Annotated in this window: 26 protein-coding genes and 1 tRNA gene; 8 read left to right on the top strand and 19 right to left on the bottom strand. The window is 72.3% G+C overall.

All coding sequences use genetic code 11. The annotated features are described in order from the left end of the window. From Q9S36_RS29640 to leuS, 3 genes are all read right to left on the bottom strand, one after another. Entirely contained in the window at positions 1–825 is an 825-nt protein-coding gene (locus Q9S36_RS29640) for a ComEA family DNA-binding protein (RefSeq protein WP_311288426.1), read from the bottom strand. A gap of 148 nt (positions 826–973) precedes the next feature. Continuing rightward, positions 974–1831, bottom strand: coding sequence for a DegV family protein (locus Q9S36_RS29635; RefSeq protein ID WP_311288425.1), 858 nt, complete (start codon positions 1829–1831; stop codon positions 974–976). Between the two features lie 28 nt (positions 1832–1859). Then, a complete protein-coding gene (gene leuS, locus Q9S36_RS29630; protein ID WP_311288424.1) occupies positions 1860–4373 on the bottom strand; it encodes a leucine--tRNA ligase in 2514 nt (837 codons plus the stop codon). Positions 4374–4558: 185 nt separating this feature from the next. Between leuS and Q9S36_RS29625 the strand changes: the two genes are divergently transcribed. Beyond that, entirely contained in the window at positions 4559–5326 is a 768-nt protein-coding gene (locus Q9S36_RS29625) for a hypothetical protein (protein WP_311288423.1), read from the top strand. 3 nt (positions 5327–5329) lie between these two features. On the opposite strand, the gene Q9S36_RS29620 is transcribed toward Q9S36_RS29625, so the two are convergent. Then, positions 5330–5815 carry a DUF4870 domain-containing protein gene (locus tag Q9S36_RS29620; protein WP_311288422.1) on the bottom strand — a complete coding sequence of 162 codons (486 nt, stop codon included), beginning with the start codon at positions 5813–5815 and terminating at the stop codon, positions 5330–5332. Positions 5816–6016: 201 nt separating this feature from the next. Between Q9S36_RS29620 and Q9S36_RS29615 the strand changes: the two genes are divergently transcribed. Genes Q9S36_RS29615 through Q9S36_RS29600 form a run of 4 tightly spaced genes read left to right on the top strand, consistent with a single transcriptional unit; the run spans position 6017 to position 8882 of the window. Then, complete coding sequence (locus Q9S36_RS29615; protein ID WP_311288421.1) at positions 6017–6583, top strand: helix-turn-helix domain-containing protein; 567 nt, start codon at positions 6017–6019, stop codon at positions 6581–6583. Then, positions 6580–7830, top strand: coding sequence for an MFS transporter (locus Q9S36_RS29610; RefSeq protein ID WP_311288420.1), 1251 nt, complete (start codon positions 6580–6582; stop codon positions 7828–7830). The genes Q9S36_RS29615 and Q9S36_RS29610 overlap by 4 nt, the downstream gene beginning before the upstream one ends. Before the next feature lie 9 nt (positions 7831–7839). Continuing rightward, positions 7840–8601, top strand: a complete 762-nt coding sequence (locus Q9S36_RS29605; RefSeq protein ID WP_311288419.1) for an SDR family oxidoreductase — start codon at positions 7840–7842, stop codon at positions 8599–8601. After that, positions 8601–8882, top strand: a complete 282-nt coding sequence (locus tag Q9S36_RS29600; protein ID WP_311288418.1) for an ankyrin repeat domain-containing protein — start codon at positions 8601–8603, stop codon at positions 8880–8882. Before Q9S36_RS29605 ends, Q9S36_RS29600 begins: the two co-directional genes overlap by 1 nt. Here Q9S36_RS29600 and Q9S36_RS29595 read toward each other — a convergent pair. Continuing rightward, positions 8875–10260: a DUF6226 family protein gene (locus tag Q9S36_RS29595; RefSeq protein WP_311288417.1), complete on the bottom strand. Its 1386-nt coding sequence runs from the start codon at positions 10258–10260 to the stop codon at positions 8875–8877. The two genes, Q9S36_RS29600 and Q9S36_RS29595, sit on opposite strands and share 8 nt — an antisense overlap. A gap of 13 nt (positions 10261–10273) precedes the next feature. After that, positions 10274–11500 (bottom strand): ornithine--oxo-acid transaminase, encoded by a 1227-nt coding sequence (gene rocD / locus Q9S36_RS29590; RefSeq protein WP_311288416.1) that lies wholly within the window; start codon positions 11498–11500, stop codon positions 10274–10276. A gap of 126 nt (positions 11501–11626) precedes the next feature. Between rocD and Q9S36_RS29585 the strand changes: the two genes are divergently transcribed. Further along, positions 11627–12502, top strand: a complete 876-nt coding sequence (locus Q9S36_RS29585) for an NAD(P)-dependent oxidoreductase (protein ID WP_311288415.1) — start codon at positions 11627–11629, stop codon at positions 12500–12502. Positions 12503–12543: 41 nt separating this feature from the next. Here Q9S36_RS29585 and Q9S36_RS29580 read toward each other — a convergent pair. The 7 genes from Q9S36_RS29580 to Q9S36_RS29550 form a co-directional block, all read right to left on the bottom strand. Next, positions 12544–12619, bottom strand: a tRNA-Ala gene (locus Q9S36_RS29580). A 54-nt stretch (positions 12620–12673) separates the two neighbouring features. Then, complete coding sequence (locus Q9S36_RS29575) at positions 12674–13144, bottom strand: DUF4112 domain-containing protein (RefSeq protein ID WP_311288414.1); 471 nt, start codon at positions 13142–13144, stop codon at positions 12674–12676. Further along, positions 13141–13764 carry a histidine phosphatase family protein gene (locus tag Q9S36_RS29570; RefSeq protein WP_311288413.1) on the bottom strand — a complete coding sequence of 208 codons (624 nt, stop codon included), beginning with the start codon at positions 13762–13764 and terminating at the stop codon, positions 13141–13143. Before Q9S36_RS29570 ends, Q9S36_RS29575 begins: the two co-directional genes overlap by 4 nt. Then, entirely contained in the window at positions 13761–14120 is a 360-nt protein-coding gene (rsfS, locus tag Q9S36_RS29565; RefSeq protein WP_311288412.1) for a ribosome silencing factor, read from the bottom strand. Before rsfS ends, Q9S36_RS29570 begins: the two co-directional genes overlap by 4 nt. Next, the gene (gene nadD / locus Q9S36_RS29560; RefSeq protein ID WP_311288411.1) at positions 14117–14779 is read right to left on the bottom strand and encodes a nicotinate-nucleotide adenylyltransferase; all 663 of its coding nucleotides are present in this window, start codon (positions 14777–14779) and stop codon (positions 14117–14119) included. The genes rsfS and nadD overlap by 4 nt, the downstream gene beginning before the upstream one ends. A gap of 4 nt (positions 14780–14783) precedes the next feature. Then, on the bottom strand, positions 14784–14936 hold the full coding sequence (locus Q9S36_RS29555; RefSeq protein ID WP_311288410.1) for a hypothetical protein: 153 nt from the start codon (positions 14934–14936) through the stop codon (positions 14784–14786). Positions 14937–14966: 30 nt separating this feature from the next. Then, entirely contained in the window at positions 14967–16217 is a 1251-nt protein-coding gene (locus tag Q9S36_RS29550) for a glutamate-5-semialdehyde dehydrogenase (RefSeq protein WP_311288409.1), read from the bottom strand. A 38-nt stretch (positions 16218–16255) separates the two neighbouring features. Between Q9S36_RS29550 and Q9S36_RS29545 the strand changes: the two genes are divergently transcribed. Continuing rightward, on the top strand, positions 16256–17794 hold the full coding sequence (locus Q9S36_RS29545; protein WP_311288408.1) for a hypothetical protein: 1539 nt from the start codon (positions 16256–16258) through the stop codon (positions 17792–17794). A 68-nt stretch (positions 17795–17862) separates the two neighbouring features. On the opposite strand, the gene Q9S36_RS29540 is transcribed toward Q9S36_RS29545, so the two are convergent. From Q9S36_RS29540 to Q9S36_RS29515, 6 genes are all read right to left on the bottom strand, one after another. Continuing rightward, positions 17863–18816, bottom strand: coding sequence for an electron transfer flavoprotein subunit alpha/FixB family protein (locus Q9S36_RS29540; protein ID WP_311288407.1), 954 nt, complete (start codon positions 18814–18816; stop codon positions 17863–17865). Positions 18817–18828: 12 nt separating this feature from the next. Then, entirely contained in the window at positions 18829–19629 is an 801-nt protein-coding gene (locus Q9S36_RS29535) for an electron transfer flavoprotein subunit beta/FixA family protein (RefSeq protein ID WP_311288406.1), read from the bottom strand. A 155-nt stretch (positions 19630–19784) separates the two neighbouring features. Continuing rightward, the gene (locus tag Q9S36_RS29530; protein WP_311288405.1) at positions 19785–20486 is read right to left on the bottom strand and encodes an Ig-like domain-containing protein; all 702 of its coding nucleotides are present in this window, start codon (positions 20484–20486) and stop codon (positions 19785–19787) included. A gap of 61 nt (positions 20487–20547) precedes the next feature. Continuing rightward, positions 20548–21441 carry a DUF6801 domain-containing protein gene (locus Q9S36_RS29525; protein ID WP_311288404.1) on the bottom strand — a complete coding sequence of 298 codons (894 nt, stop codon included), beginning with the start codon at positions 21439–21441 and terminating at the stop codon, positions 20548–20550. 168 nt (positions 21442–21609) lie between these two features. Further along, a complete protein-coding gene (locus tag Q9S36_RS29520; protein ID WP_311288403.1) occupies positions 21610–21909 on the bottom strand; it encodes a hypothetical protein in 300 nt (99 codons plus the stop codon). Between the two features lie 70 nt (positions 21910–21979). Beyond that, positions 21980–22756 carry an enoyl-CoA hydratase-related protein gene (locus tag Q9S36_RS29515; RefSeq protein ID WP_311288402.1) on the bottom strand — a complete coding sequence of 259 codons (777 nt, stop codon included), beginning with the start codon at positions 22754–22756 and terminating at the stop codon, positions 21980–21982. 107 nt (positions 22757–22863) lie between these two features. Here Q9S36_RS29515 and glgX point away from each other — a divergent pair, with 107 nt between their 5' ends. Further along, a complete protein-coding gene (gene glgX, locus Q9S36_RS29510; RefSeq protein ID WP_311288401.1) occupies positions 22864–25044 on the top strand; it encodes a glycogen debranching protein GlgX in 2181 nt (726 codons plus the stop codon). The last annotated feature ends 60 nt before the right edge of the window (positions 25045–25104 follow it).

The raw sequence follows: 25104 nt of genomic DNA, 5'->3' as shown, positions 1-25104 counted from the left end.
TCAGAGCGTCACGAGCGGGGCGAGGTCGGCCAGCGTGGCCTCACCGATGCCGTCGACCTCCAGCAGCTCGTCGACCGAGGTGAAGCCGCCGTGCTCGCTGCGCCACCCGAGGATCGCCTCGGCGGTGACCGGGCCGACACCCGGCAGCGTGTCCAGCGCGGCCTGGTCGGCGGTGTTGAGGTTGACCAGCGTCGTCCCCGAGGGGGTGGGCGAGCCGAGGCTGCCGGCCACTCCTGCCGCCGGCGCCACCCCGACGAGGATCTGCTCGCCGTCGACCACGGGGCGCGCGAGGTTCAGCGAGGTGAGGTCGACGCCGCGACGCGCACCCCCGGCCGCCTCGAGCGCGTCGACCACCCTCGAGCCCGCGGGCAGCACGGCGATGCCGGGCCGGCGCACCTTCCCGGCGACGTCGACGACGAGGTCACCCGACGGCTCCGACGACCCCGGTGGCGAGGACGCCGGCTCCTCGCCGCCCGGCAGCTCGGCCAGGGTCGACGTCGCCGGCTCCACCGGCGTCAGCGGCACGGCCTCCGCCTGGTCGCGCACCACCCACCACGCCGCGAGGCCCACGGCGACGGCGGCCACCACGGCGACGACGGCCAGGTGCACCGGACCGAGCTGCAGCCGCCCGATCCGCAGCCGGCGCGACGCGTGCCGCCCCGGCACCGGCAGCACGACCGGAGCGGGTGGCTCCTCGGTGGGCCGCACCCGGGTGTGCGTCGAGGCGTCGGGCTCGCTGCGTACGGCGGCCAGCTCGGCGCTCAGCGTCGCCAGGCGTCGCGAGACCGCCTCGGCGTGCTCGGACGAGGACGGGGATCGGCGCATGCCTCCACGCTAGGAACGGCGTACGGCCCTCCGACAGGGGTGCCGGGCGATCTGTGGACAGCGTCCAACTCCTGACTCGAGCGGACATACGGCCGCCTGGGCGACGGCGTACGGCCTGCCGGGCGGCCATGTGTCCGCTCGAGTGGGGCTATGGTCGCGGCGAGACGCAGACAGCGACCATGCCCGGCCCGACGTGGGCGCCGAGGACCGCACCGAGCTCGCCGCACATCACCTCGCGGCCGTCGAGGCCGGGGGCCAGGCGCTCAGCGAGGATGGTCGCCAGCTCCTCGGCGCGGTCGGCGTTGGCGAGGTGGGAGACGCACACGTCGACCTGCTGCTCCCCCGCGATCTCGACGGCGAGGTCGGCCAGCCGCGCGAGCGCGCGCGAGGCGGTCCGGACGCGTTCGCGCGGCACGACCCGCCCGTCCTCGATCTGCAGCAGGGGCTTGACCGCCAGCGCGCTGCCGAACAGCGCGGCCGCGGCACCGATCCGGCCTCCTCGTCGGAGGTACTCCAGGGTGTCGACGTAGAACAGCGACGAGGCGGCCCGGCCGCGGGCGAGGGCGGCCTCGGCCGCCTCCTGCGCCGAGCCGCCCGACTCGAGCACGTCGACGGCGGTCAGCGCTGCGTACCCCGTCGCGATGCCGACCTGTCCGGAGTCCACGACGTGCACGGGCAGGTCGACCTCCAGCGCCGCGAGCTGCGCGGACTCGAAGGTGCCGCTCATCTCCCCGGAGAGGTGGACCGAGACGATCTCCTCGACCCCGTCGCCCTGCAGCGAGCGGTAGACCTCGGCGAACAGCGCCGGCGCCGGGCGCGAGGTGCTCACCGGCACGAAGTCGCGCAGCGCCTGCGCCACCACCTCCGGCGTCGCCCCGTCGGGCCCCTCGTCGAGCACCTTCGCGCCGATCACCACCTGCAGCGGCACGACCCGGATCCCGCGGGCCTCCGCCACGTCGGCGGGCAGGCTCGCGGTCGAGTCGGTGACCACGACGACGCGGGACATGGAGGGACCTTACTGTCCGGGGACGAGCTCAGACGACGATGTTCACGAGCTTGGGCGCACGCACGACAACCTTGCGCACCGTCGCCCCGTCGATCGCCCGCTGGACGCCCTCGTCGGCCATCGCGGCGGCCTCCAGGTCGGCCTCCGAGATGTCCGGGGAGACCTCCAGCCGCGCACGGACCTTGCCCTTGACCTGGACGACCGCGGTGACGGTGTCCTCGACCAGCAGCGCCTCGTCGACCGCGGGCCACCCGGCACGTACGACGGTGGGCTCGTGGCCCAGCCGCTCCCACATCTCCTCGGCCGTGTAGGGCGCGACCAGCGACAGCAGGATCGCCACCGCCTCCGTCGCCTCGCGCACGGCGGGGTCGTCGGGACCGCAACCGGAGTCGATGGCCTTGCGGGTGGCGTTCACCAGCTCCATCACCCGCGCGACCATCACGTTGAAGCGGTAGGTCTCGACCAGCTCGGCCGCGTCGTGCACCGTCCGCGCCGTCGTACGCCGCAGGGCCCCGTCGCCGGTCGAGACGTCCACCCCCGGCGCCGAGGTGACGTCGCCGGACAGCCGCCAGGCGCGCTGCAGGAAGCGCAGCGACCCGTCGGGCGACATGTTGGCCCAGTCGATGTCGTCCTCCGGCGGCCCCGCGAAGACCAGGGTCAGCCGCACGGCGTCGACGCCGAAGGCGGCCAGCTGCTCGCCCAGGTTGACGCCGTTGCCCAGCGACTTGCTCATCTTCTTGCCCTGGTTGATCACGAAGCCCTGGTTCAGCTGCGCCGACCACGGCTCCCGGAAGCCGACCAAGCCCATGTCGTTGAGGACCTTGGTGAAGAACCGGCCGTACAGCAGGTGCAGCACGGCGTGCTCGACGCCTCCGACGTACAGGTTGGCCGGCATCCACGCGTCGACCTTGGCGCTGTCGAACGGCCGGTCGGTCTCGTGCGGGGAGCAGTAGCGGAACATGTACCAGGACGAGTCCACGAAGGTGTCCATGGTGTCGGTGTCGCGCGTGGCCGGGCCGCCGCAGCGCGGGCACGCGACCTCGACCCACTCGGTCGCCCCGCCCAGTGGCGAGGTGCCCTTGGGCTTCAGGTCCGCGCCCTTCAGCATCGGCAGCGTCACCGGCAGCTGGTCCTCGGGCACCGGGACCTCGCCGTCGACCGGGCAGTGGATGATCGGGATCGGGGCGCCCCAGTAGCGCTGACGGCTCAGCAGCCAGTCGCGCAGCCGGTAGTTCACCGCCCCCGAGCCGCGCCCGTCGGCCTCCAGCCGCTCGATGATCGCCCGGATGCCGGAGGCCTTGTCGGCCAGGCCGTCCAGGTCGCCGCTGTTGACGTAGGCCCCGTCGCCGGACGTCGCGACCCCGGAGACCTCCGGGTCGTCCTCGCCGGGTACGTCGATGACGCGCCGCACCGGCAGGCCCATCGCACGGGCGAAGTCCAGGTCGCGCTGGTCGTGCGCGGGCACGGCCATGATCGCGCCGGTGCCGTAGTCGGCCAGGACGTAGTCGCTCGCCCAGACCGGGATCTCCTCGCCGGAGACCGGGTTGGTCGCGGTGATGCCCAGGTCCACGCCGGTCTTGGGCCGGTCGGTGGCCAGCCGGTCGATGTCGGAGGCCTTGCGGACCTCGACGAGGTAGTCCTCCAGCGCCTGCGCGCGGTCGGGGTGCACGATCTCGCTCGCCAGCGCTGCGTCGGCGGCGACCACCATGAACGTCGCGCCGTAGAGCGTGTCGGGGCGGGTCGTGTAGACCTCGACGTCGCGCTCACCGCCGGCGGTGTGCAGGGTGAACGTGACGTGGGCGCCCTCGGAGCGGCCGATCCAGTTGCGCTGCGCGGTGACGACGCGGTCCGGCCAGGTGTCCTCCAGCTCGTCCAGGCCGTCCAGCAGCTCCTGCGCGTAGTCGGTGATCTTGAAGTACCACTGGGTCAGCTCCTTCTTGGTCACCTCCGCCCCGCACCGGTCGCAGACGCCGCCCACGACCTGCTCGTTGGCCAGCACGGTCTGGTCGTTGGGGCACCAGTTGACGGGGCTGTTCTTGCGGTAGGCCAGGCCGCGCTCGTAGAACTTCAGGAACAGCCACTGCGTCCAGCGGTAGTACTCCGGGTCGCTGGTGTTGAAGGTGCGCGACCAGTCGAAGGAGGCGGCGTAGCGCTGGCACGACTCGATCGACTTGGCGATGTTGGCACGCGTGTAGGTGTCGGGGTGCTCGTCGTGGCGGATCGCGGCGTTCTCCGCGGGCAGGCCGAAGGAGTCGAAGCCCATCGGGTTCAGCACCTCGTAGCCGCGCTGCCACCAGTAGCGCGCCACCACGTCGTGCAGCGCGAACACCTCGGCGTGGCCCATGTGCAGGTCACCGCTCGGGTAGGGGAACATCGTCAGTGCGTAGCGCTTCTCGCGCGGGCTGTCGTCGTCGGCCCGGAAGGGCTGGAGGTCCTCCCAGACACGCTGCCACTTCGTCTCGGTCGCGGCGATGTCGTACGTCGCGCGCTCGGCCGCCGTCTCCCGGACGGCTCCGGTGTCTGCGTGGTCTGGGCTGCTCATGGCGTGTCCTCTGCAGGTGCGGGTGGTGCTGGGATCGAACATGGGTCGGGCATGAAAAAACCCCTCACATGGAGGGGTGGCCGCGTGTCGGTCTCCGTGGGTGGGAGGTCCCGATCAGCGCGGCTGTCGAAGAAGGAGCTGCTCGTGCACGGGAGACATCATACTCCCCGGCGATACTGCACTGCATGGCCGCTGACCTGAGCAGGTACGACGACTGGCTGGCGTTCCTCGCCGCCCTCCCCGACGAGGTGCCCGCGCTGCAGGTGGTGGTGGTCAACGGGTCCGCCGTGACGGGCGGGTGGGACGAGCACTCCGACCTCGACGTCGAGGCCTGGTGCCGCGGCGACGCCGACCCGACGTACGACGCAGTGCTGGCGCTCGCGCGCGAGCGGTTCGCGGTCGACCACGTCTGGGAGCTCCCCGAGGCCACCTGGCCCACCGGCCGGCAGTGCTTCATCCACCTGCAGCCCGACGCCGCCGACCTGAGCCGGCCCACCCGCCTGGTCGACGTCGTCATCCAGACGACGCCCGGGCGGCTCACCCTGGACACCCGCCGCCACGGCGTACCGATCGTGCTGCACGACCCCGACGGCCTCCTGCTGCTCGAGGACGACGACGAGGCGGAGCTGGAGGCCGCGCGGCGACAGGCGGTCGAGCAGGCCGCGGCGCGGCGCCAGACCGGCGCCTGGCTGGTCGAGCGGGCGATCGCGCGCGGCGACCTGGCCGAGGCGACGTCGTTGCACCTGCGCCTCGCCGTGGAGCCCCTGGTGCGGCTGCTGCGGATCCAGCACTGCCCGGCCCGGCACGACTTCGGGCTGCGCTACCTGCGCACCGACCTGCCCACCGGGATGGCGGAGCGGGTGGAAGCACTGCTGCCCGGGCCGGACCTGGCGGTCCGGACCCGGGCAGCGTTCGCGTGGCAGGACGAGGTCCTGCGCGACCTCAGCGGATGAGGCTCACTTGACGAACTGCGGGGTGAGCGGCGGGGTCCACCACTCGCCGTTGTAGGCCTTCACGGCCCCGATCACGTGGAGGATGCCCGCCACCACGAAGGCGGCGGCGAGGGCCGGCAGCATCACGACGAGCCCCAGGCCCAGCGTGAAGATGGCGATCGGGATGGTGAGGATGCCCAGCACGACCAGCCAGATGAACATGGTGATCTGGATGTTGATCGAGTTGGCGGCGTGGGAGCGGACGAACGGGCCGCGGTCCTTGTGGATCACGTAGACGGCGATCGAGGCGAGGAAGCCCAGGAAGCCGGCCGAGCAGATCATCGCGACGACGGCGCCGGCGTGGCTGATGGCCCCCCACGTGCGCTCGTCCTCGGGCGACATCGTCGCCGGGGCGGCGCGGTAGGCGGACTGGGGCTGCTGCCCGTAGCCGGGTGCCGGATAGCCCTGCGTCGGGTCGGCCTGCGGGTTGGTCGGGTACTGGTCGGACATCTCTCTCACTCCTCGGCGGGCCCTGGCGGCCTCTGCTGACACCAGCCAAGCACGTCGCCGGGGCGATTTCACCTCGTTCGGGGTGCACTCAGGGTCGCGTCAGGGGCGGTTCCGGGAGCCCTCGCCCTGCGACCCCCCAAGAAGTGTTTGACAGTGGCCGGGCTCCGGCGTCAGGATCTCCCGACGACTCCGGGAGGGTGGATGGACGAGGACGCCGAGGCGGTCGCGCGGCTGCGCGCCACCGCGCACCCGTTGCGGCTGCGGATCCTCTCGCTGCTCACGGGCGAGGCGATGAGCGCCGCCGAGGTGGCGCGCGCCCTCGGCACCACGCACGCCAACGCGTCGTACCACCTCCGGGTCCTGCACGACGTCGGCAAGCTGGTGGTGGAGGGCGAGGAGAGGATCCGCGGCGGCGTGGCCAAGCGCTACCGGTACGACGCCACCCGCGAGGTCGCCGACCGCGGCCCGGCGGTCGAGGACCGCATCGCCTTCGCCCGGGCCAACGCGGCCGAGGTGGAGCGGCGACTGCTCGACGCGGCCCCGGGCGCCGGAACCTCGAGCGACCTCGAGACGTGGGTCAGCCCGCAGACCTGGCGGCGCGCCGTGGACCTCCTCCACGAGGCCTCCCGGCTGCTCCACGCCGAGGCCCTCCCCGCCGGTACGCCGGACACGGTGCACGTCAGCGCCACCCACACCGCCTTCACGATGGCGGGCGGCCTCACCGGCGAGGCGTCCCGCTGGAACCCGGACCCCGAGGAGCCCTCATGACCTGGCAGCACGCGCTGGCGCCGCTGCGCAACCGCAACTTCGCCTGGTACTTCGCCTCGCGCTTCGTGAACACGCTCGGCAACATGATGGCGAGCATCGCGCTCGCCTTCGCCGTCCTCGACATCACCGACTCCCCCACGGCCCTGGGCCAGGTGCTGGCGGCGCACACCATCCCGATGGTCGCGCTGCTGCTCTACGGCGGTGTCATCGCAGACCGGTTCCCCCGCACGCTGGTGCTGCAGTTCTCCAACTTCGCCTCGGCCCTCAGCCAGGGCGCGATCGCGTTGCTGGTGCTGGGCGGCCACGCGGAGATCTGGATGCTCGTGGTGCTCAGCGTCGCCCACGGTGCCGTCTCCGGCATCGGGTTCCCGGCGATGGCCAGCGTCCTGCCGCAGCTGGTGCCGCGTGAGCACCTCCAGCCCGCCAACGCCCTCATCTCGCTGACCCGCAACGGCATGGCGGTGCTCGGCCCGACTGCCGGCGCCCTGCTCGTCGTGACCGTCGGCTCCGGCTGGGCGCTGGCCGTCGACGCGGCCACGTGGCTGGTCGCCGCCCTCCTGCTGCTGCCCGTCGCCCTGCCGCCGCGGACGCCGAGCGCGGAGCCCGCCGACACGGTCCGCGAGCTCCGGGAGGGCTGGAGCTTCTTCTGGGCGACGCCGTGGCTGTGGGCGGTCGTCGTCGGCTTCGGCGTCCTCAACTTCATCCACGCCGGCGCGTGGTTCACGCTCGGCCCCGCCGTCGCCGACGACACGATCGGCCGCCAGGGGTGGGGCTACGTGCTGTCCGCGGAGGCGATCGGGCTGCTGGTCATGACCCTGGTGCTGCTGCGGGTGCGCCTGGAACGACCGCTGCTCCTCGGCATGCTGGGGATGGCGATGATGGCCCTGCCCATCCTCGTCCTCGGCGTGTCGCCCCACGTGGTCGCACTCGTGGTGACCGCCTTCCTCGCCGGGGTCGGCACGGAGGTGTTCGGCATGGGCTGGAACCTCGCCATGCAGGAGAACATCGACGACTCCATGCTCTCGCGCGCCTACTCCTACGACGCGCTCGGCTCGTTCATCGCGCTCCCGCTCGGCCAGCTCGCCTTCGGACCGCTCGCCCTCGCCTTCGGCTTCGAGGAGGTCCTGGTCGCCTCAGCGGTGGCGTACGTCGTCGTCGTGGGGCTGGTGCTGTGCTCCCGCTCGGTCCGCGCGCTCCAGCGCGTCCCGGTCACCCCGAGCGAGTCGGTGACGAGCGCCACGCCGTAGGGTCCCCGCATGGGAGTCATGGACCTGTTCCGCCTCGACGACAAGGTCGTCATCGTCACCGGAGCCTCCAGCGGGCTGGGCGTCGCGTTCGCCCACTGCTTCGCCGAGGCGGGCGCCGATCTCGTCCTCGGCGCGCGGCGCGTGGAGAAGCTGGAGCGGGTGGCCGGCTCCGTGCGCTCCACCGGCCGCCGGGTGCACACCGTCGAGACCGACGTGGCCGACCCCGACCAGTGCCAGCGGCTCGTGGACGAGGCGATGACCAAGTTCGGGCGGGTCGACGTGCTCGTCAACAACGCTGGCGTCGGGACCGCCGTGCCTGCCACCCGGGAGACGCCCGAGCAGTTCCGCTCGGTCATCGACGTCAACCTCAACGGCTGCTACTGGATGGCGCAGGCGTGCGGGCGGGTGATGCAGCCCGGCTCGAGCATCATCAACATCTCCTCGATCCTCGGCATCACCACCGGCGGCCTGCCGCAGGCGGCGTACTCCGCCTCGAAGGCCGGCCTCGGCGGCCTGACCCGCGACCTGGCGCAGCAGTGGACGGGCCGCAAGGGCATCCGCGTCAACGCGCTCGCCCCGGGCTTCTTCGCCTCCGAGATGACCGACACCTACCCCGAGGGCTACCTCGACCTGGCCATGCAGCGCGTGCCGGCCGGTCGCAAGGGCGACCCCCGCGAGCTGGCCGCGACCGCGGTCTGGCTGGCCTCCGACGCGGCCGGCTACGTCACGGGGCAGATGATCCCGGTCGACGGCGGCCTCACCATCGCCTGATGTCCCACGGGGACTACAAGGCGTTCTTCGCCGCGGCCTGTTCCGGCGACGTGGCGCTGGTCGAGCACCACCTCGACGCCGGCGTCGATGTGGACTTCGTGCACCCCGAGCTCCAGTCGACCGCACTGGTCGCGGCGATCGAGGAGCGGCGCTCCGAGGTCGCCGTGCTGCTCCTCGACCGTGGGGCGTCACCCACCCTGGTCTCCCCGCTGGAGGGCATGACGCCGCTGGAGGCGGCCCGCGCAGCGGGCCTGACGGCGGTCGTCGACCGGCTCAGCTGAGCCAGGGCTCGCCCGCGACGACCCCGTCCGTACGACGTCCGTCCGCCGCCTCGTCCAACCAGCGCTCCGCGTCGGACACGCCGCTGGCGCCCCAGCCGTCGAGGTGCCGCCTGACGACGTGCGCGCCCTCCCGCACGGCGTAGACACCGCCTGACAGGGCCAGCACGAAGGCGTCGTCGATGGTCTCCAGCAGGTCGGCCGACCCGGTGTCGCAGGCGTCGCAGCCGCAGTCCGGCTGTCGCTCGAGGACCTCGGCGGGCTCCCCGACGCCGACCTGGACGAAGGCCTCCTCGGCGGACTGCGACGCAGCCACGCCCACGACGACCGGCTGGGTCCCGGGCCCGCCACGCACCACCGTGACGCGGGTGGGTTCGAGCACGGGCTCGCCCTGCCACGTGAGGGACGACGGCTCGACCGACTCGGCCGTCCCGAGGCCCGCCGTGACGATGGCCTCGACCCACGCGTCGGTGCGGACCGCGAGGAGCCGGTACTTCTCCGGGTCGAGGCAGCGGGAGTACTCCTCCATCAGCGGCTGCCGTCCGCCGGGATGGGGGTTGGGCCAGTCCGCGAGGTCGCCGCGCAGTCGGGCGAACGCCTCGTCGACCGCGGGCAGCAGCGTCGACGCGGCGAACCTGCGCCGGTCCGGACGGGTCGAGACGTCCATCCCGTCGAGGACGACCGTGCCCCCACCACCGGGTGTCGAGAAGCTGATCGAGGTCGGCTGCGCGACGGCATCGGTGCTGAAGGACACCCACGTGACGCCCTCGTCGGGGACGGGGTCACCCAACGGCGCCAGCATGACCGAGAGGAGCCCGCCGGGTTCGGAGAAGACCCGCCGCGGGAAGTGCTGGTCGGCGATGAAGCCGAGCGCAACCAGCAGGTCGGCCACCCGGTCGGGGTCCGGCGGGGTCAGGGACACCGACTCGAGGACCGGACCGTCGGCCGGACCGGGCGGCATCGGCGCGGTCCACTCGATGAGGAACGGCAGCCCGTCGTCGTACGGGCCGTCGTCGACGTCGCAGACCTTCCACTCCACCAGGTGGCCGTCGGGCGTGCGTCGCGAGCCCGGGACGGCGGGCGCCGGGTCGAAGCCGGCCGCGACGAGTGCCGCGCGGGCGGCCTCGACGTCGTCGACCGCGACCGCCCACGAGATCAGGCCGCGGGCGTCGCGGACCCGGTCCAGCCAGGGGTTCGACTCCTCACGACCCGCGGCGATCAGCTCGACGTACGCCGGTCGCGGACCGCGGACGAGCACGTTCTCTGTCCCGACGGGGTGTGCTCCCCCGCGCTCGGCGGAGAGGCCGGCCGCGCGCCAGCGCGCCGCCGCCTCGTCGAGGTCCTCGACGGCGACGACGAGGTGGTCGAAGCGGGCGGCCACGTGGCGGGCGGGGTCAGCCCGCGAGGATCTCGGTGACCGCGCGGACCAGCCCGGCGATGTCCTCGTCGCTGGCCACCAGCGGCGGGGCGAAGCGGACGGTCGAGCCGTGCGTGTCCTTGGCGAGGATGCCGCGCGCCATGAGGGCCTCGGACATCTGGCGCCCGGACATCAGGGTCGGGTCGATGTCGATGCCGGCCCACGCCCCGCGGACGCGGACGTCGGACAGGCCGTTGCCGACGAGCGGGCGGAAGCCCTCATCCAGCAGGACGCCGATCTCGGCGGAGCGGGCCTGGAAGGTGCCCTCCTCGAGCATCGCGACGACCTCGGTGCCGATGGCCGCGGCGAGCGGGTTGCCGCCGAAGGTCGAGCCGTGCGAGCCGGGCGTGATGACGTCCATGACGGCGTGGTCGGCCGCGATCGCGGAGACGGGGTAGATGCCGCCGCCCAGGGCCTTGCCCATGATGTAGATGTCGGGGACGACGTCCTCGTGGTCGCAGGCGAACGTCTTCCCGGAGCGGGCCAGCCCGGACTGGATCTCGTCGGCGACCATCAGCACGTTGCGCTCGGTGCACAGCTCGCGCAGCTCGCGCAGGAAGCCCTTCGGCGGCATGACCACGCCGCCCTCGCCCTGGATCGGCTCGAAGAGCACCGCGACCGTGGTCTCGTCGATGGCCGCGGCGATCGAGGCGATGTCGCCGTACTTCACGCTGCGGAAGCCCGTGGTGAACGGGGCGTAGCCGGAGGTGGCGACGTCGTCGTCGGAGAAGCTGACGATCGTGGTGGTGCGACCGTGGAAGTTGCCCTCCATGGTGATGATCGAGGCCTGCCCGGCGGGGACGCCCTTGACCTCGTAGCCCCACTTGCGGCTCACCTTGATCGCGGTCTCGACGGCCTCCGCGCCGGAGTTCATCGGCAGGATCATGTCCTTGCCGGTCAGGCGGCACAGCGCCTCGGCGAAGCCGCTGAGCTTGTCGTTGAAGAACGCCCGGCTGGTCAGCGTCAGCCTGCCGAGCTGCTCGCGCGCGACCGCGACGAGGCGCTCGTTGGAGTGGCCGAAGTTGAGCGCGGAGTAGCCCGCGAGGCAGTCGAGGTAGCGCTTGCCGTCGACGTCGATGACCCACGCGCCGTCGCCCTCGGCCAGCACCACCGGGAGGGGGTGGTAGTTGTGGGCGGCGTAGCGCTCGGTCGCCTCGATGTGGGCGGCCGTGGTGGTGCTGATGGAGAGGTCAGTCGCGGTCATGGGCACATGGTGCCACCGCCCCGTCGTTTCCGCCGAAGCGAGGAAGCCACTGTCGTCGAGGTGGCCAGCGACAAGCGCCTGCGGGTGCTGGTGTCATCGACTCGACACCTGCGAGGGAGGCACACGATGGTCGACGCGAAGCCGGTCGGGTTCGTCGGGCTGGGGCACATGGGTGAGCCGATCGCACGGAACCTGCTGGGGGCCGGGGAACGGCTCGTGGTGTGGACGCGGCGCCCGGCGCGGGTGGCCGACCTGGTGCGTGCCGGGGCCGAGGGCGCAGGTGACGTCGGGGAGGTCCTGGACCGGTGCGACATGGTGCTGTTCATGCTCGCGGACGCGACCGCCCTGGAGGAGGTCCTCGGCTGGGACGGCACGGGGTTCGCCCATCCCCTCGAGGTGCGCACCATCGTCAACCTCGGCACGGTCTCGACCAGCGCCGCTGTGGCGTTCCACCAGCGGGTCCGGGAGGCGGGCGGGCGCTACGTCGAGGCGCCGGTGTCAGGGTCGCGCGTGCCAGCCCAGCGCGGCGAGCTGGTGGTCATGCTGGCGGGCGACGGCGACCTCGACGCCGTCGAGCGGTTGCTCTCCCCCACCAGCCGGGACGTCGTACGGTGCGGGGCGGTGCCGGCCGCCACCGCCACCAAGCTCTCGGTCAACGCCTTCCTCGTCAGCCTGGTCGCTGCCCTCGCCGAGTCCGTCCACCTCGCCGAGAGCAGCGGGGTCGACCTCGAGGTGCTCCACCGCGTGCTCGACTCCGGCCCGATGGCCAGCGCCGTGTCCAGGCTGCGCCTCGCCGCCATGCTCGGGCACGACTACGCGCCGCAGACCGCGATCGACGACGTCGCACGCAACTGCCGGCTGGTCCTCGACCTCGCCGAGCAGGCAGGTGCGCGCGCCCCCATGACCCGCCAGAGCCACGAGCTGTACACCCGCTCCTCCGCCCTCGGCTTCGGCGCCGACGACATGGCGGCCGTCGTGGAGGCGCTGCGGCGCGCACCCTGAGATGACAGGAGGCCGGACCCTCGCGGATCCGGCCTCCTGGTTGGTGGAGCTGAGGGGACTCGAACCCCTGACCCTCTGCATGCCATGCAGATGCGCTACCAGCTGCGCCACAGCCCCAACAGCCGAGAACACTAGCCGACAGTCCTGCCGACGTGAAATCGGGGCCCCCCCTCAGCTGATCCAGCGCACCAGGAGCCAGATCGAGAGGATCGCGACGGCCACGCCCGCGAGCACGGGGACGACCGTGAGGGCGACGGCACCAGCCACGTAGGCCGCGGTGGGGGGCTCGCGCAGCGGCTGCTTCTCGACCTCGCGGAGCAGCAGGTGGAGGTTCTTGCGGTTGGCGCGGTGGGCGACGTCGAGGAGGTCGCCCACCCCTGGGACCAGTCCGAGGAGGGCGTCGACGACGAGGTTGAGCGCCATCCGGGCGAGCACGGTCATCGGCACCCGGGCCAGGATCGCGTCGCGCACGATGACGGTCGACAGCGCGCTGCCGACGGCGTCGCCGATGCCGGGCAGCAGGCCGAGCACGGCATCGAGCCCGACGCCGAAGCGGGTGCCGGGCACCGTCACCGCGTCGTCCATCACCCGGGCCAGCTGCCGGCTGAGCCGCAGGTCGACCTCGCGGGCCCGGTCGCTCACAGCACCACGCGGTTCCACGCGGTGAGGCGCCAGCGCTCCACGCCGCCCGTCCAGGTGGAGGCCGCGTGCTCGAGCTCGATCCAGCCGCAGTTGGACAGCACGCCGAGGGCCTCGCCGGGGTCGGCCAGCCCGAGGAACGCCGGCACGCAGACCCGCAGCGCGGCGCCGTGGGAGACGACGATGCCGGTCTCGCCCTCGCCGAGCGCGTCGGCGTACGACGTCAGGGCGGGCAGGAAGCGCGCGAGGACGTCGTCGTCGGTCTCCCGGCCGGGGATCGCGGCGTCGTCGCCGGCGAGCAGCAGGGCGTGCTCCTCGGGGTGGGCGGCGGCGTACTCCTCGCTGGTGAGGCCGGTGCGGTTCGGGCCGATGTCGAACTCACGCAGGCGCGGGTCGAGGACGGGCTCGAGGCCCGCCTCCGCGGCGACGTGGGCCGCCGTCTGCGCGGCCCGGGAGAGGTCCGAGCTCCACACCGCGACGGGCGCCATCGCGGCCAGCACCGGCGCCACCGCCTTGGACTGGGCCCGGCCCTGCTCGTCGAGTGGGATGTCGGCGTGCCCCTGGGCGCGCCGCGTGTCGTTCCACTCGGTCCGGCCGTGCCGGAGCAGGACCAGCCGCTTCACGACAGGTCGAGCGGGATGAGCGGGCAGTCGCTCCACAGGCGCTCGAGGGCGTAGAAGGAGCGCTCCTCCTCGTGCTGGACGTGCACGACGATCTCGCCGTAGTCGATCAGCACCCAGCGGCCCTCCTTGTGGCCCTCCCGGCGGATCGGCTTGGCGCCGGCGTCACGGAGCTTCTCCTCCACCTCGTCGACGATCGCGCCGACGGCCCGCTCGTTGTTGGCGCTGGCCAGCACGAAGGCGTCGGTGATCGCGAGCTGGTCGCTCACGTCGAAGGCCAGCACCTGGTCGGCCTTCTTGTCGTGCGCGGCCTGGGCGGCGACGGCGACGAGCTCGAGGGCGTGGTCGGTGGCAGTCATGCGGAGTCCTTGCTGGCGGTGGTGCTGGCGGTGGTGCTGGTGGTGGTGCTGGTGGCGGCGTAGAGGTCGTGCTTGGCGATGTACTGGACCACGCCGTCGGGGACGAGGTACCAGACCGGCTCGCCGCGCCGCTTGCGCTCGCGGCAGTCGGTCGAGGAGATCGCAAGGGCCGGGATCTCGACCATGGTGACCCGCTCGGCCGGGATCCGCGCGAGCGCCTCGGGGTCCATGGCGTAGCCGGGCCGGGTGCACCCGACGAAGTTGGCGAGCTCGAAGAGCTCCTCGGCGTCGCGCCAGGTGAAGATGTCGGCGAGCGCGTCGGCGCCGGTGATGAAGAACAGCTCCGCGTCGGGCATCTCGGCCTTCAGGTCGCGGAGGGTGTCGATGGTGTACGTCTTGCCCGCGCGGTCGATGTCGACGCGGGAGACGTTGAAGCGCGGGTTGGCCGCCGTCGCGACGACGGTCATGAGGTAGCGGTGCTCGGCGGGGGTCACCTGGCGGTCGCTCTTCTGCCAGGGGTCGCCAGTGGGGACGAAGAGCACCTCGTCGAGGTCGAACCAGGCCTGCACCTCCGAGGCCGCCACGAGGTGTCCGTGGTGGATGGGGTCGAAGGTGCCACCCATCACGCCGATGCGGCGCGGTGCCTTCCGGTCCGGCACGGGATCAGCTGTGCTCGCGGCCGCCACCGAAGGAGATCACTGCCAGCAGCAGGACGAGCAGGATGGCCAGCGCGATGCCACCCACGACGTAGGGGTGGAGCGCAGGCTCGCCGTGCTCGGCGGTCTCGGCGGCAAGCGTGGTGACGGTGCTCAGCATGGGCGCGATCCTATCGTCTGGCAGCGCGCGTCAGCGCACGTGGCCGTCTCCGACGACGACGTACTTGCTCGAGGTCATCTCGGGCAGGCCCATCGGGCCCCGCGCGTGCAGCTTCTGGGTGGAGATCCCGATCTCGGCGCCGAAGCCGAACTCGCCCCCGTCGGTGAAGCGCGTGGACGCGTTGACGACGACCGCCGCGGAGTCGACCGCGGCGACGAAGCGGCGGATCGTCCCCTGGTCGCGGGCCACGATCGCCTCGGTGTGCCCGGAGGAGTAGCGGCGGATGTGCTCGATGGCACCCTCGACGTCCGGCACGACCGCCGCGGAGATCTCGAGGGCGAGGAACTCCGCGCCGTGGTCCTCCTCGGTCGCGGCCACCACGTCGTCGTACTCTGCGAAGGCGTGGTCGCCGTGGATGGTGACGCCGGCCCCCTGCAGCGCCTCGATCACGCTCGGCAGGAACTCGTCGGCGACGTCCTCGTGCACGAGCAGCGACTCGGCGGCGTTGCAGACGCTGGTGCGCTGGGTCTTGGCGTTCAGCACGATCGCGAGCGCCTGCTCGAGGTCGGCCGAGGCGTCGACGTAGACGTGGCAGTTGCCCACGCCGGTCTCGATGACCGGCACCGTCGACTCCTCCACGACGCTGCGGATCAGTCCGGCGCCGCCGCGCGGGATCAGCACGTCGACGAGGCCCCGGGCCCGCATCAGCGCCTTGACGCTGTCGTGCGTCTCCCCCGGCACCAGCTGTACGACGTCCTCCGGCAGGCCGCTGCCGGCCAGCGCGCCGCGCATCGCGGCCACGATCGCGGCGTTGCTCGACCGGGCGCTGGAGGACCCACGCAGCAGGACCGCGTTGCCGGCCTTGAGGCAGATCCCCGCGGCGTCGGCGGTGACGTTGGGACGCGCCTCGTAGATCATCCCGACGACCCCGAACGGCACCCGCACCTGTCGCAGCTCGAGCCCGTTGGCGAGCGTGCTGCCCCGCAGCACCTCCCCCACGGGGTCGGGAAGGCCGGCCACGTCGCGCAGCCCCTGCGCCATCGCCGCGAGCCGCGCGTCGTCGAGGCGGAGCCGGTCGACGATGTTGGCCGGGGTGCCGCCGCTCTCCGCACGGGCGACGTCCTCGGCGTTGGCGGCGAGGATCTCGGGGGCCGAGGCGACCAGCGCGTCGGCCATCGCGCGCAGCGCGGCGTCCTTGGTCGCCCGGGTCGCCGTGGCGAGCTCGTGGCTCGCCGTCCGTGCCCGGCCGGCGACCTCGCGGACCGCATCCTCGCTGCTCATGCCTCTCAGCCTAGGTCCGGCGGGCCTAGGGTGGCCCCATGTCTCGCATCACGGGGGTGGTCGTCGCGCTGGCGACGGCAGCGGCTGTCCTGTCGGGCTCGACGGTGGGCGCCGAGCCCGCACCGCTGGCTGCGCCAGCGACCCAGCTGCCGGAGGAGATCGAGGGCGGCGTCGAGCTCGCCATGGCCGACGGTGACCGGCTGCGGATCTGGGCGGCGACGGACCACCGCGCCGTGCACTCGCGGCGCTGGGACGCGGCGACGGGGACGTGGGGGCCGCGCCTCGACGTGGTGCGGAAGAAGGAACTGAGCTGCGGGAGCGTCGACGCGCGCACCGCCAACGGCGCCGTCGCAGCCATCGCGCTGTGCGACACCGGTGGCTGGTCCGAGGACACGGCGCCCGTCTCCTCGCAGGCGCTGTGGTCGCCCGACGGCGTCACGTGGTCGTCGTACACCCTCGACGGCGAGGCCCACGAGGAGCCCGGCATCTCGCCCGACGGCCAGAAGGCCGTGTGGCCGATGCACCAGCGCTACACCACCCGCACCCCGGCCGGCTGGAGCGACCACGCGCTGCGCGCGAAGGGCCAGGAGTACAGCGTCACCGCGACGATCACCGACGGCGAGCAGGTGTCGTTCGCGTACGGCACGTGTGCGGGTCGGCCGTCCCGACTCGTGGTGCTGTCGCGCACCGGGGACGCCGCGCCGCTCCGTCAGGAGGTCGCGGTCCCCTTCTCCTGCACCGAGGCCGGGCTGGCCAACGTGGACTCGGACACGGTCTGGTTGGGCACCCTCGGCGATCCTGCCGGGCGAGCGGTCGTCTCCCGGCCCGACGCTGCATCGACGTGGACCGTCACGGAGGTCGCCCCGATCGACGCACCGGGGCTCTACCAGACGTGGCGCGCCCTCGACCGGGAGCTCATCAGCGCGCCGGGGCTCCCCCTCGTCGCCCTCGGGTCGACGAGCCGCCGGACCGTGCAGGCCCAGTCCTACGAGCCGCAGTCGCAGTCCTGGCGTCCGCCGTCGACGATCTTCACCGCCCGCGCCAGGTGCAGCTGGTCGGACCGCTCGACGGCGGAGCCCCTCGGCGTGCTGGCCATCGGCCTCGTGTGCGGTCGTCGCGCCAAGGTCGTGCTCACCACGCAGGACGGCGTGACCTGGCGAGCTGTCCGCGGCGACTGGAACAGGCGCGGCCTGTCGCCCGACGGGACGTACGTCGCCCTTCCGGCGCGCGACCGGTCCTACGTCATCTCGCCCGAGCGGGGCGTGGTCACGCTGGCCGGCGGTGTTCCCGGTCGCTGCGACGTGGTCGTCCCGGACGGCCCGAACGGAGCCGTGCTCCTCACCTCGGCCGGTCGTCACCGCGGCTGGCCGACCGTGCTGCAGCACTCGTCGGCCGACGGGTGGTACCGGCTGTCCCGGACGTCCCTCCCGACCCCGCCCCGCACCTGCACCGCTGCCCGCGCGTCGACCTACGACCTGCCCTACCGCTTCGAGATCGCCGGCGGCCGCGACCACCGCTACACGGTGCGGATCGTCCGGCGCGATGGCGCGTGGACCGTGCGTCGCAGCCGCTACTGAGCCCCGCACGGCAGAACGCCCCCGGCCGCAGCGGCCGGGGGCGTTCGTCGTACGGAGTGGCGCGCAGGTCAGCCCTTGCGCTCCTTGACCTTCTCGGTCGCGGCGGGCAGCACGGTGTGGAGGTCGCCCACGACACCGAAGTCGACGAGCTCGAAGATCGGCGCCTCGGGGTCCTTGTTGACCGCGACGATCGTCTTCGAGGTCTGCATGCCGGCGCGGTGCTGGATCGCGCCGGAGATGCCGTTGGCGACGTAGAGCTGCGGCGAGACCGTCTTGCCGGTCTGGCCGACCTGGAAGGCGTGCGGCATCCAGCCCGAGTCGACCGCGGCGCGCGAGGCACCCACGGCGGCACCGAGGCTGTCGGCGAAGCCCTCGACCGGCTCGAAGTTGCCGCCCGTGCCACGACCGCCGGAGACCACGATCGCGGCCTCGGTGAGCTCGGGGCGGCCGGTGGACTGGCGCGGCTGGGTGGCCACGACCTGGGCGCCCTTGGCGGCGTCGGAGATCGTCGCGGCGAACGCCTCGACCGCACCGGCGCCCTCGGCCTCCTCGGGGGCGGCAGAGTTCGGCTTCACGGTGATGATCGGCGTGCCCGTGGTGACCTTCGCCTGCACGGTGTAGTTGCCGGCGAAGACCGACTGGGTGGTCACGCCACCCTCGGCGACGTCGACGGCGTCGGTGATCAGGCCCGAGCCCAGCTTGATCGCCAGGCGACCGGCGACCTCCTTGTTCTCGAACGTGGAGGGCAGCAGCACCGCGGCGGGGCTGGTCTTCTCGGCCAGCTGCTGCAGCGCCTCGGCCTTGGGCGCCACGAGGAAGCCCTTGATCTGGGCGTCGTCGACGACGTAGACCTTCGCGGCGCCGTACTTCTTCACCTTCTCGGCCACGGCGTCGCCCTGCTCGGGCGAGCCGAAGAACACCGCGGACGGCTCGCCGAGGCGGCGGGCGATGGTGAGCAGCTCGTAGGTCGGCTTCTTGACCTCGCCGTCGGCGTGGTCGACCACAACAAGAACTTCAGACATCTCGCAGGCTCCTCAGATGAACTTCTTGGACGCGAGGAAGTCGACCAGCGCGGTGGCGCCCGAGCCGTCCTCGTCGGTGACGATCTCGCCGGCCGTGCGCGGCGGGCGGGCGGTGGTCTCCTCGACCTGCGTGTAGGCCACGGAGAGGCCGACCTGGTCGGCGTCGAGGCCCAGGTCGGTCAGCGACCACGTCTCGAGCGGCTTCTTCTTGGCCGCCATGATGCCCTTGAACGAGGGGTAGCGGGCCTCGCCCGACTGGTCGGTCACGGACAGCACGATCGGGAGCGTCGCGCCGATGACCTCGGTCGAGCCCTCGTTGTCGCGCTTGATGCGGACCTGGTCGCCCTGCGACTCCACGACGGAGGCGAGCGTGACCTGCGGCAGGCCGAGGCGCTCGGCGAGCATCGCCGGGACGACGGAGCCGGCGGCGTCGGTCGAGGCCATGCCGCACACGACCAGGTCGGCGCCGGAGTCGGCCTTGATCTTCTCGACGGCCTTCGCGAGCACCAGCGAGGTGCCGAGGTAGTCGGAGCCGGCGATCGCGTCGTCGACGACGTGGACGCCGGAGTCGGCACCCATCTGCAGCGCCTTGCGCACCGCGTCGACGGCCTTCTCCGGCCCGACGGTCAGCGCGGTGACGGTGATCTCCTCACCCTCGCGCTTCTCGCGGAACTGCAGCGCCTGCTCGACGGCGTACTCGTCCAGCTCGGACAACAGCCCGTCGACACCGACGCGGTCGACGGTGTTGTCGTCCTCGAACTTGCGGTCGGCCGTGGCGTCCGGCACGTACTTCACACAGACAACAATGTTCATGGTGGTGTGGCCTCGCGGCCCCTCCTGTGCACTCGGATGTGCTCGTGAGGCTACTAGCCGGTCACCCGCGACCGGAATGGCCGCCCGGGTGGGGTCAGTCACAGTGACACTGTCACGGTCCGCAGCCGCCGGAGAGGCTTCCCTCGGCCACCGCGTCAGCGGATGCGGAAGCGGACGTTGCGGGTGGCGGCCAGGTGGTCGGCGTCGCCGCGGTAGGCGACCTCGACGCGGTAGCGGCCGGCGCGGGACGGCCCGGGGTCCAGGAACAGCCGGCCGCCGACGACGCCGCGGTCCAGCTCTCCTCGCGCGACGCGCACGGTCCGGCCCGCACGCCGTACGACGATGCGCACCCGGCCCGACGGGGCGGTGCCGTGCTCGCCCGCGGCCCGCACCCGGACCGCGATCGGGGCGCGCCGGCGCTTGCCCGTGACGTCCACCCGGAGCCGGGTGCGCGCCTGGGTGACCTGCCAGGTCACCGTCGACGACGTGCTGCCGTCGTGCAGCAGCGGGTCCTGGGGCAGGTACGTCGCCTGCACGGCGTGGGCCCCGGCCGCGACAGGCGGAAGGACGAGGGCGGCGGTGCCGTTCGCGCCAAGGGTCGTCCTGAAGGCGACGCCGTCGACGGAGACCACCACGTCACCCGGGGCCGGGCCCGAGGCCGTGGTCACCGCGGCGGAGGCGGTGACCGGCTCGCCGTAGGCCGACTGGGTCGTGCCGAGCACGAGGGTGGTGCTCGACGGGGTGCTCGACGGCAGGGCGGCCGACGCCGGGTGCGTCGTCGCGGCGGCGACCGCCATGCCGAGGGCAGCCGCGACGGCCGCGTGGGCCTTGCGCGGGCGCACGAGTGCTCGAGACATGTGGGACCCCCTGCCCGGAGCGTAGGTCACGGGCAGGGGGTCACGCGTCAGCGGACCTGCGTCAGCGGACCTTGACCTTGGCCTTGCCCGTCGACGCCGCGTGCGTCGCGTCACCGGCGTAGGACACGGTGATCGTGTACGTGCCCGGCTTGGTGACCTTGGGGACCACGACCTTGGCCTTGCCGGCCTTCACCTCGACCCGGAGGCTCTTGACCTTCTTCGTGCCGCGGGTGACCTTGACCTTCGCCTTGCCGGTGGCCGCGTTGTCGGCCGAGCCGACCTTGACCTTGGCCACGATCTTCGACTGCTTGGCGGAGTACTTCCCGCTCACCTTGGTGGTGGTCGCCTGCACGGCGGGCGTCCCGGGCACCGGCGGCGTACCGGTGTCGGAGACCGTGACGGTGTCGACCGTCAGGTCCTGGGCGGGCGTCGTGGCCTTCGGCGTGCAGCTGACGTCGGCGGTGTACGCGTCGGACCCGTCCTCCTTCTTGAAGACCAAGGAGGCGGTGTAGCTGGCGGCCTTGAGGACGTAGGTCCCGGCGGCGGTCGGGGCGAACGTCGGTCCGGCGCCGGTCGCGGTGACGGTGACCGGGCCCGACGCGGGGAGGTCGGCGCTCGCCACCGTGGCGGCGATCTCCGGCAGGGCGGCGCCGTTCTGTGTGGCCTTGATCTTGGCCGTGCCGGCGACCTTCCTGGCCCCGAAGATCGTGTAGACCGCGTTGCGGACGTCGTCGGGGATCGTCACCTTCGCCGTGACGTTGGTGGGCGCGGAAGCACCGGTGGCGAGGGTGGCGGGCAGGTCGGTGTCGGCGGTGGTGATGAACTCCTTGTCACCAAGCACGGTGTTGCAGACGAAGACGAGGTTGCCGGAGGCCGCGCCCGCGGGGACGGCGCCGAGGCCGGTGGCGACGAGCGAGGCGATGCCGAGTGCGGCGAGGCTGGACTTCAGGTGCATGCGTATTCCCTCCCAAGGAACATCGGGTCAGCGCCACCGTCCCTCCCTGGTCCGGTGGTCGCCCGGGAACTGTGACATCCAGTTACACACTGAGGTACACCCCGTCCCACGATGCGGTACGCATGTTCACCGAGCCCGGTCACCGCACCGGGCGACCGGCCCGCGTCCTCAGGACTTGATGAGCTTGCTCACCAGCCGCCCGGCCACCAGCCAGGCGATCGCCCCGAGGCCCCAGTTGAACAGCGCGTTCTTGGTGTCGGCGCCCTCCCCGCGGAACTGCTTGATCCCGTCGCTGCGCGAGAAGACGTCGAGGTCCACGACGTTGGCCGCGCGCAGGATCAGGTCGACCGCGTCGTTGGACCGGTTGGCCTCGAGCGCGATCAGCAGCGCGCCCATGGCGAGCAGCAGCGCCGAGAGGGCGCTCACGATCCACACGATCTGGGCCAGGGTTCCCCGGAGCTTGTCCACTGGTCGGTCTCCTTCGGTTCGTCACGGCGACGTGCGGTCGCTCGGGCGGGCTGCCGGAGCGTACCCGGTGTCAGCGCCCCACGAAGGTCGCCTTGCCCGGCCCGTTCTCAACGAACGAGGTCATGCCGCGGGTACGGTCCTCGGTCGCGAAGACGGCGGCGAACTGCTGCCGCTCGATCTCCAGGCCGGTCTCGAGGTCGACCTCGCTCCCCCGGTCGATGCACTCCTTGGCCGCCCGGATCGCCAGCGCCGCCGCGCCGCTGAACTGCGCGGCGTAGGCCACGGACTCCTCGAGCACCTTCTCGGCAGGCACCACGCGGTCCACCAGGCCGATGCGCAGCGCCTCGTCGGCCTTGACGAAGCGGCCGGTGAAGATGATGTCCTTCGCGCGGGCGGTGCCGACGAGCCGGGCCAGGCGCTGGGTGCCGCCGGCGCCGGGGATGATCCCGAGGAGCACCTCGGGCTGCCCGAGGACTGCGTCCTCGGCGGCGAATCGGAGGTCCGCGGACAGCGCCAGCTCGCACCCGCCGCCGAGGGCGTACCCGTTGACGGCGGCGATGACCGGCTTGGGGATGCGGGCGATGGCGGTCGTCGCCGAGCTCACCGAGCCGGAGACCTTGACCATGTCGGCGTACGACAGGTCGGCCATCTCCTTGACGTCGTTGCCAGCGGCGAAGACCCGCTCACCACCCCACAGGACCACGGCACGCACGTCGTCGCGCTCGGTGAGCTCGGCGGCCGCCTCGCGCAGGTCGGACTGCACCTGGACGCTGATGGCGTTCATCTTCGGTCGGTCGAGGCGCAGGACCGCGACCCCGTCGGTCACGTCGATCGAGACGAACTCCATGGGTGGCTCCTCATCATCGAGAACAGGTCGGCGCCGGTGGGCGGCGCGACACACGTGTGGGATGCCGCATTGTGCCGCGCGCGCCCGGCTCGACGACAATGACCCGCGTGACACCGCCCCCCGAGACCTCTGTCTGGAACCACGACGGCGAGACCATGACGGTCTGGCCGGGTCGCCACTACCCCCTGGGCGCGACCTGGTCGCACGAGTCGACGAATTTCGCGGTCTACGCCCCGGCGGCCGAGCAGGTGTGGGTCTGCCTGTTCGACGACGAGGGCACCGAGGTGCGCCACCTGCTCACCGAGCACTCGCTGGGCGTGTGGCACGGCGCGCTCCCCGGCGTCTCCCCCGGCACCCGCTACGGCTACCGGGCCCACGGGCCATGGAACCCCGACGCCGGCCTGCGGTTCAACGCCAACAAGCTGCTCCTCGACCCCTACGGCAAGGCCGTGTCGGGCGACCTGCTCGTGGACGACGCAATCTTCGGCTACGCCAAGGGCGACCCCGACACGATCAGCGAGCTCGACTCGGCGCCGTACGTGCCACGCAGCGTGGTCGTCTACGACGACTTCCAGTGGGGCGCGGACACCTCGCCGCGCCGCCGCTGGCGCGACACCGTCATCTACGAGCTGCACGTCAAGGGCATGACCCAGCTGCACGACCGCGTGCCCGAGGAGCTGCGCGGCACGTACGCCGGCCTCGCCACGCCGGCCGTCACCGACTACCTCAAGGACCTCGGCATCACAGCGGTCGAGCTCCTCCCCGTCCACCAGTTCGTCTCCGAGCCGGCGCTGGCCGAGCGCGGGCTGGTCAACTACTGGGGCTACAACTCCATCTCCTTCTTCGCCCCGCACAACGGCTACGCCCATGCCGGCGACCGCGGCCAGCAGGTCACCGAGTTCAAGCAGATGGTCAAGGACTTCCACGCCGCCGGCCTGGAGGTCATCCTCGACGTGGTCTACAACCACACCGCCGAGGCCGGACCGCTCGGGCCGACGCTCAGCTTCCGCGGCCTCGACGACCTCGGCTACTACCAGCGCGTCGTCCGGGCGCCGGTGGCCGACGCGGGCGAGGACCCGATGCCCGACACCTACTGGGACGTCACCGGCTGCGGGAACACCGTCGACGCCACCCACACCCAGAGCCTCCGGATGATCCTGGACTCGCTGCGCTACTGGGTCACCGAGATGCACGTCGACGGCTTCCGCTTCGACCTGATGAGCGCGCTGACGCGCACCGACCAGGTCGTCGACATGGGCAGCCACCTCATCACCGCCATCGGCCAGGACCCGATCCTGCGCCACGTGAAGCTCATCGCGGAGCCGTGGGACGCCTCGATGGACGGCTACCGGGTTGGCGAGTTCCCGCCGCCGTGGATCGAGTGGAACGACCAGTTCCGCGACACCATGCGCGACTTCTGGCGCGGCCGGTCCGACGGCGTGCGCACCGTGGCGACCCGGCTCGCCGGCTCCAGCGACCTGTACGCCGACGACGGCCGTTCGCCGTACGCCTCGGTCAACTTCATCACCGCCCACGACGGCTTCACGCTGCGCGACCTCGTGTCCTACAACGACAAGCACAACGAGGCCAACGGCGAGGACAACCGCGACGGCACCGACAACAACCGCTCGTGGAACTGCGGCGTCGAGGGCGAGACCGACGACGAGGCGATCATCGCCGTGCGCCGCCGGCAGGCCGCCAACCTCATGGCCACGCTGTGCTTCTCCAGCGGCGTGCCGATGCTCACCGCGGGTGACGAGCGCGGTCGCACCCAGCGCGGCAACAACAACGCCTACGGCCAGGACAACGAGACGTCGTGGATCGACTGGCGTCCCGACGACGCGTGGCTCGACGTCTACGAGATCACCAAGACCGCGCTCCGGCTGCGGCGCGAGCACCCCGTGCTGCGGCAGCGGCACTGGTTCGAGGGGCGCCCCACGATCAAGGGCGGCATCAAGGACGTGGTCTGGGTGCACCCGAGCGGCCGGGAGATGTCGACCGACGACTGGAACGACGACGGCTGCCGCACGGTCGGGATGTTCCTCAACGGCTCGCCGCTGCGCTCCCCCGGCCCGCGCGGGGAGCAGGTGCGCGACACGTCGTTCATGATCTGGCTCAACGCCGGCGGCGAGGACGTCCAGCTGACCCTGCCCGCCAACAAGTGGGTCCACCACGGCGAGGTCGTGCTCTCCACCAACGCCGACGTGGCCCTCGGCACCCCCGTGGTCGCGGGCGGGTCGCTGGAGCTCCAGGCGCACTCGGTGCTGGTGCTCCGCCAGACGTATTAGGTGGCGCCTCCGCTTCGCTCCGGCGCGTGTCGCGGCGCTCGTGACCCGCTCGTTCGTCGT

It is taken from the genome of Microbacterium sp. ARD31 (assembly GCF_031844425.1).
Note: the sequence above shows the minus strand (reverse complement) of the source record. Positions and strands in the feature narration are given on the sequence as shown.

Excerpts from the sequence above, each read along its gene's own strand:
- Q9S36_RS29620 (WP_311288422.1), bottom strand. The coding sequence starts at position 5,815 with ATGTCCGACCAGTACCCGACCAACCCGCAGGCCGACCCGACGCAGGGC.
- rsfS (WP_311288412.1), bottom strand. The coding sequence starts at position 14,120 with ATGACTGCCACCGACCACGCCCTCGAGCTCGTCGCCGTCGCCGCCCAG.
- Q9S36_RS29585 (WP_311288415.1), top strand. The coding sequence starts at position 11,627 with ATGGTCGACGCGAAGCCGGTCGGGTTCGTCGGGCTGGGGCACATGGGT.
- Q9S36_RS29550 (WP_311288409.1), bottom strand. The coding sequence starts at position 16,217 with ATGAGCAGCGAGGATGCGGTCCGCGAGGTCGCCGGCCGGGCACGGACG.
- Q9S36_RS29535 (WP_311288406.1), bottom strand. The coding sequence starts at position 19,629 with ATGAACATTGTTGTCTGTGTGAAGTACGTGCCGGACGCCACGGCCGAC.
- leuS (WP_311288424.1), bottom strand. The coding sequence starts at position 4,373 with ATGAGCAGCCCAGACCACGCAGACACCGGAGCCGTCCGGGAGACGGCG.
- Q9S36_RS29625 (WP_311288423.1), top strand. The coding sequence starts at position 4,559 with ATGGCCGCTGACCTGAGCAGGTACGACGACTGGCTGGCGTTCCTCGCC.
- Q9S36_RS29555 (WP_311288410.1), bottom strand. The coding sequence starts at position 14,936 with ATGCTGAGCACCGTCACCACGCTTGCCGCCGAGACCGCCGAGCACGGC.
- rocD (WP_311288416.1), bottom strand. The coding sequence starts at position 11,500 with ATGACCGCGACTGACCTCTCCATCAGCACCACCACGGCCGCCCACATC.
- Q9S36_RS29540 (WP_311288407.1), bottom strand. The coding sequence starts at position 18,816 with ATGTCTGAAGTTCTTGTTGTGGTCGACCACGCCGACGGCGAGGTCAAG.
- Q9S36_RS29515 (WP_311288402.1), bottom strand. The coding sequence starts at position 22,756 with ATGGAGTTCGTCTCGATCGACGTGACCGACGGGGTCGCGGTCCTGCGC.
- Q9S36_RS29600 (WP_311288418.1), top strand. The coding sequence starts at position 8,601 with ATGTCCCACGGGGACTACAAGGCGTTCTTCGCCGCGGCCTGTTCCGGC.
- Q9S36_RS29530 (WP_311288405.1), bottom strand. The coding sequence starts at position 20,486 with ATGTCTCGAGCACTCGTGCGCCCGCGCAAGGCCCACGCGGCCGTCGCG.
- Q9S36_RS29640 (WP_311288426.1), bottom strand. The coding sequence starts at position 825 with ATGCGCCGATCCCCGTCCTCGTCCGAGCACGCCGAGGCGGTCTCGCGA.
- Q9S36_RS29635 (WP_311288425.1), bottom strand. The coding sequence starts at position 1,831 with ATGTCCCGCGTCGTCGTGGTCACCGACTCGACCGCGAGCCTGCCCGCC.
- Q9S36_RS29525 (WP_311288404.1), bottom strand. The coding sequence starts at position 21,441 with ATGCACCTGAAGTCCAGCCTCGCCGCACTCGGCATCGCCTCGCTCGTC.
- Q9S36_RS29610 (WP_311288420.1), top strand. The coding sequence starts at position 6,580 with ATGACCTGGCAGCACGCGCTGGCGCCGCTGCGCAACCGCAACTTCGCC.
- Q9S36_RS29545 (WP_311288408.1), top strand. The coding sequence starts at position 16,256 with ATGTCTCGCATCACGGGGGTGGTCGTCGCGCTGGCGACGGCAGCGGCT.
- Q9S36_RS29615 (WP_311288421.1), top strand. The coding sequence starts at position 6,017 with ATGGACGAGGACGCCGAGGCGGTCGCGCGGCTGCGCGCCACCGCGCAC.
- Q9S36_RS29605 (WP_311288419.1), top strand. The coding sequence starts at position 7,840 with ATGGGAGTCATGGACCTGTTCCGCCTCGACGACAAGGTCGTCATCGTC.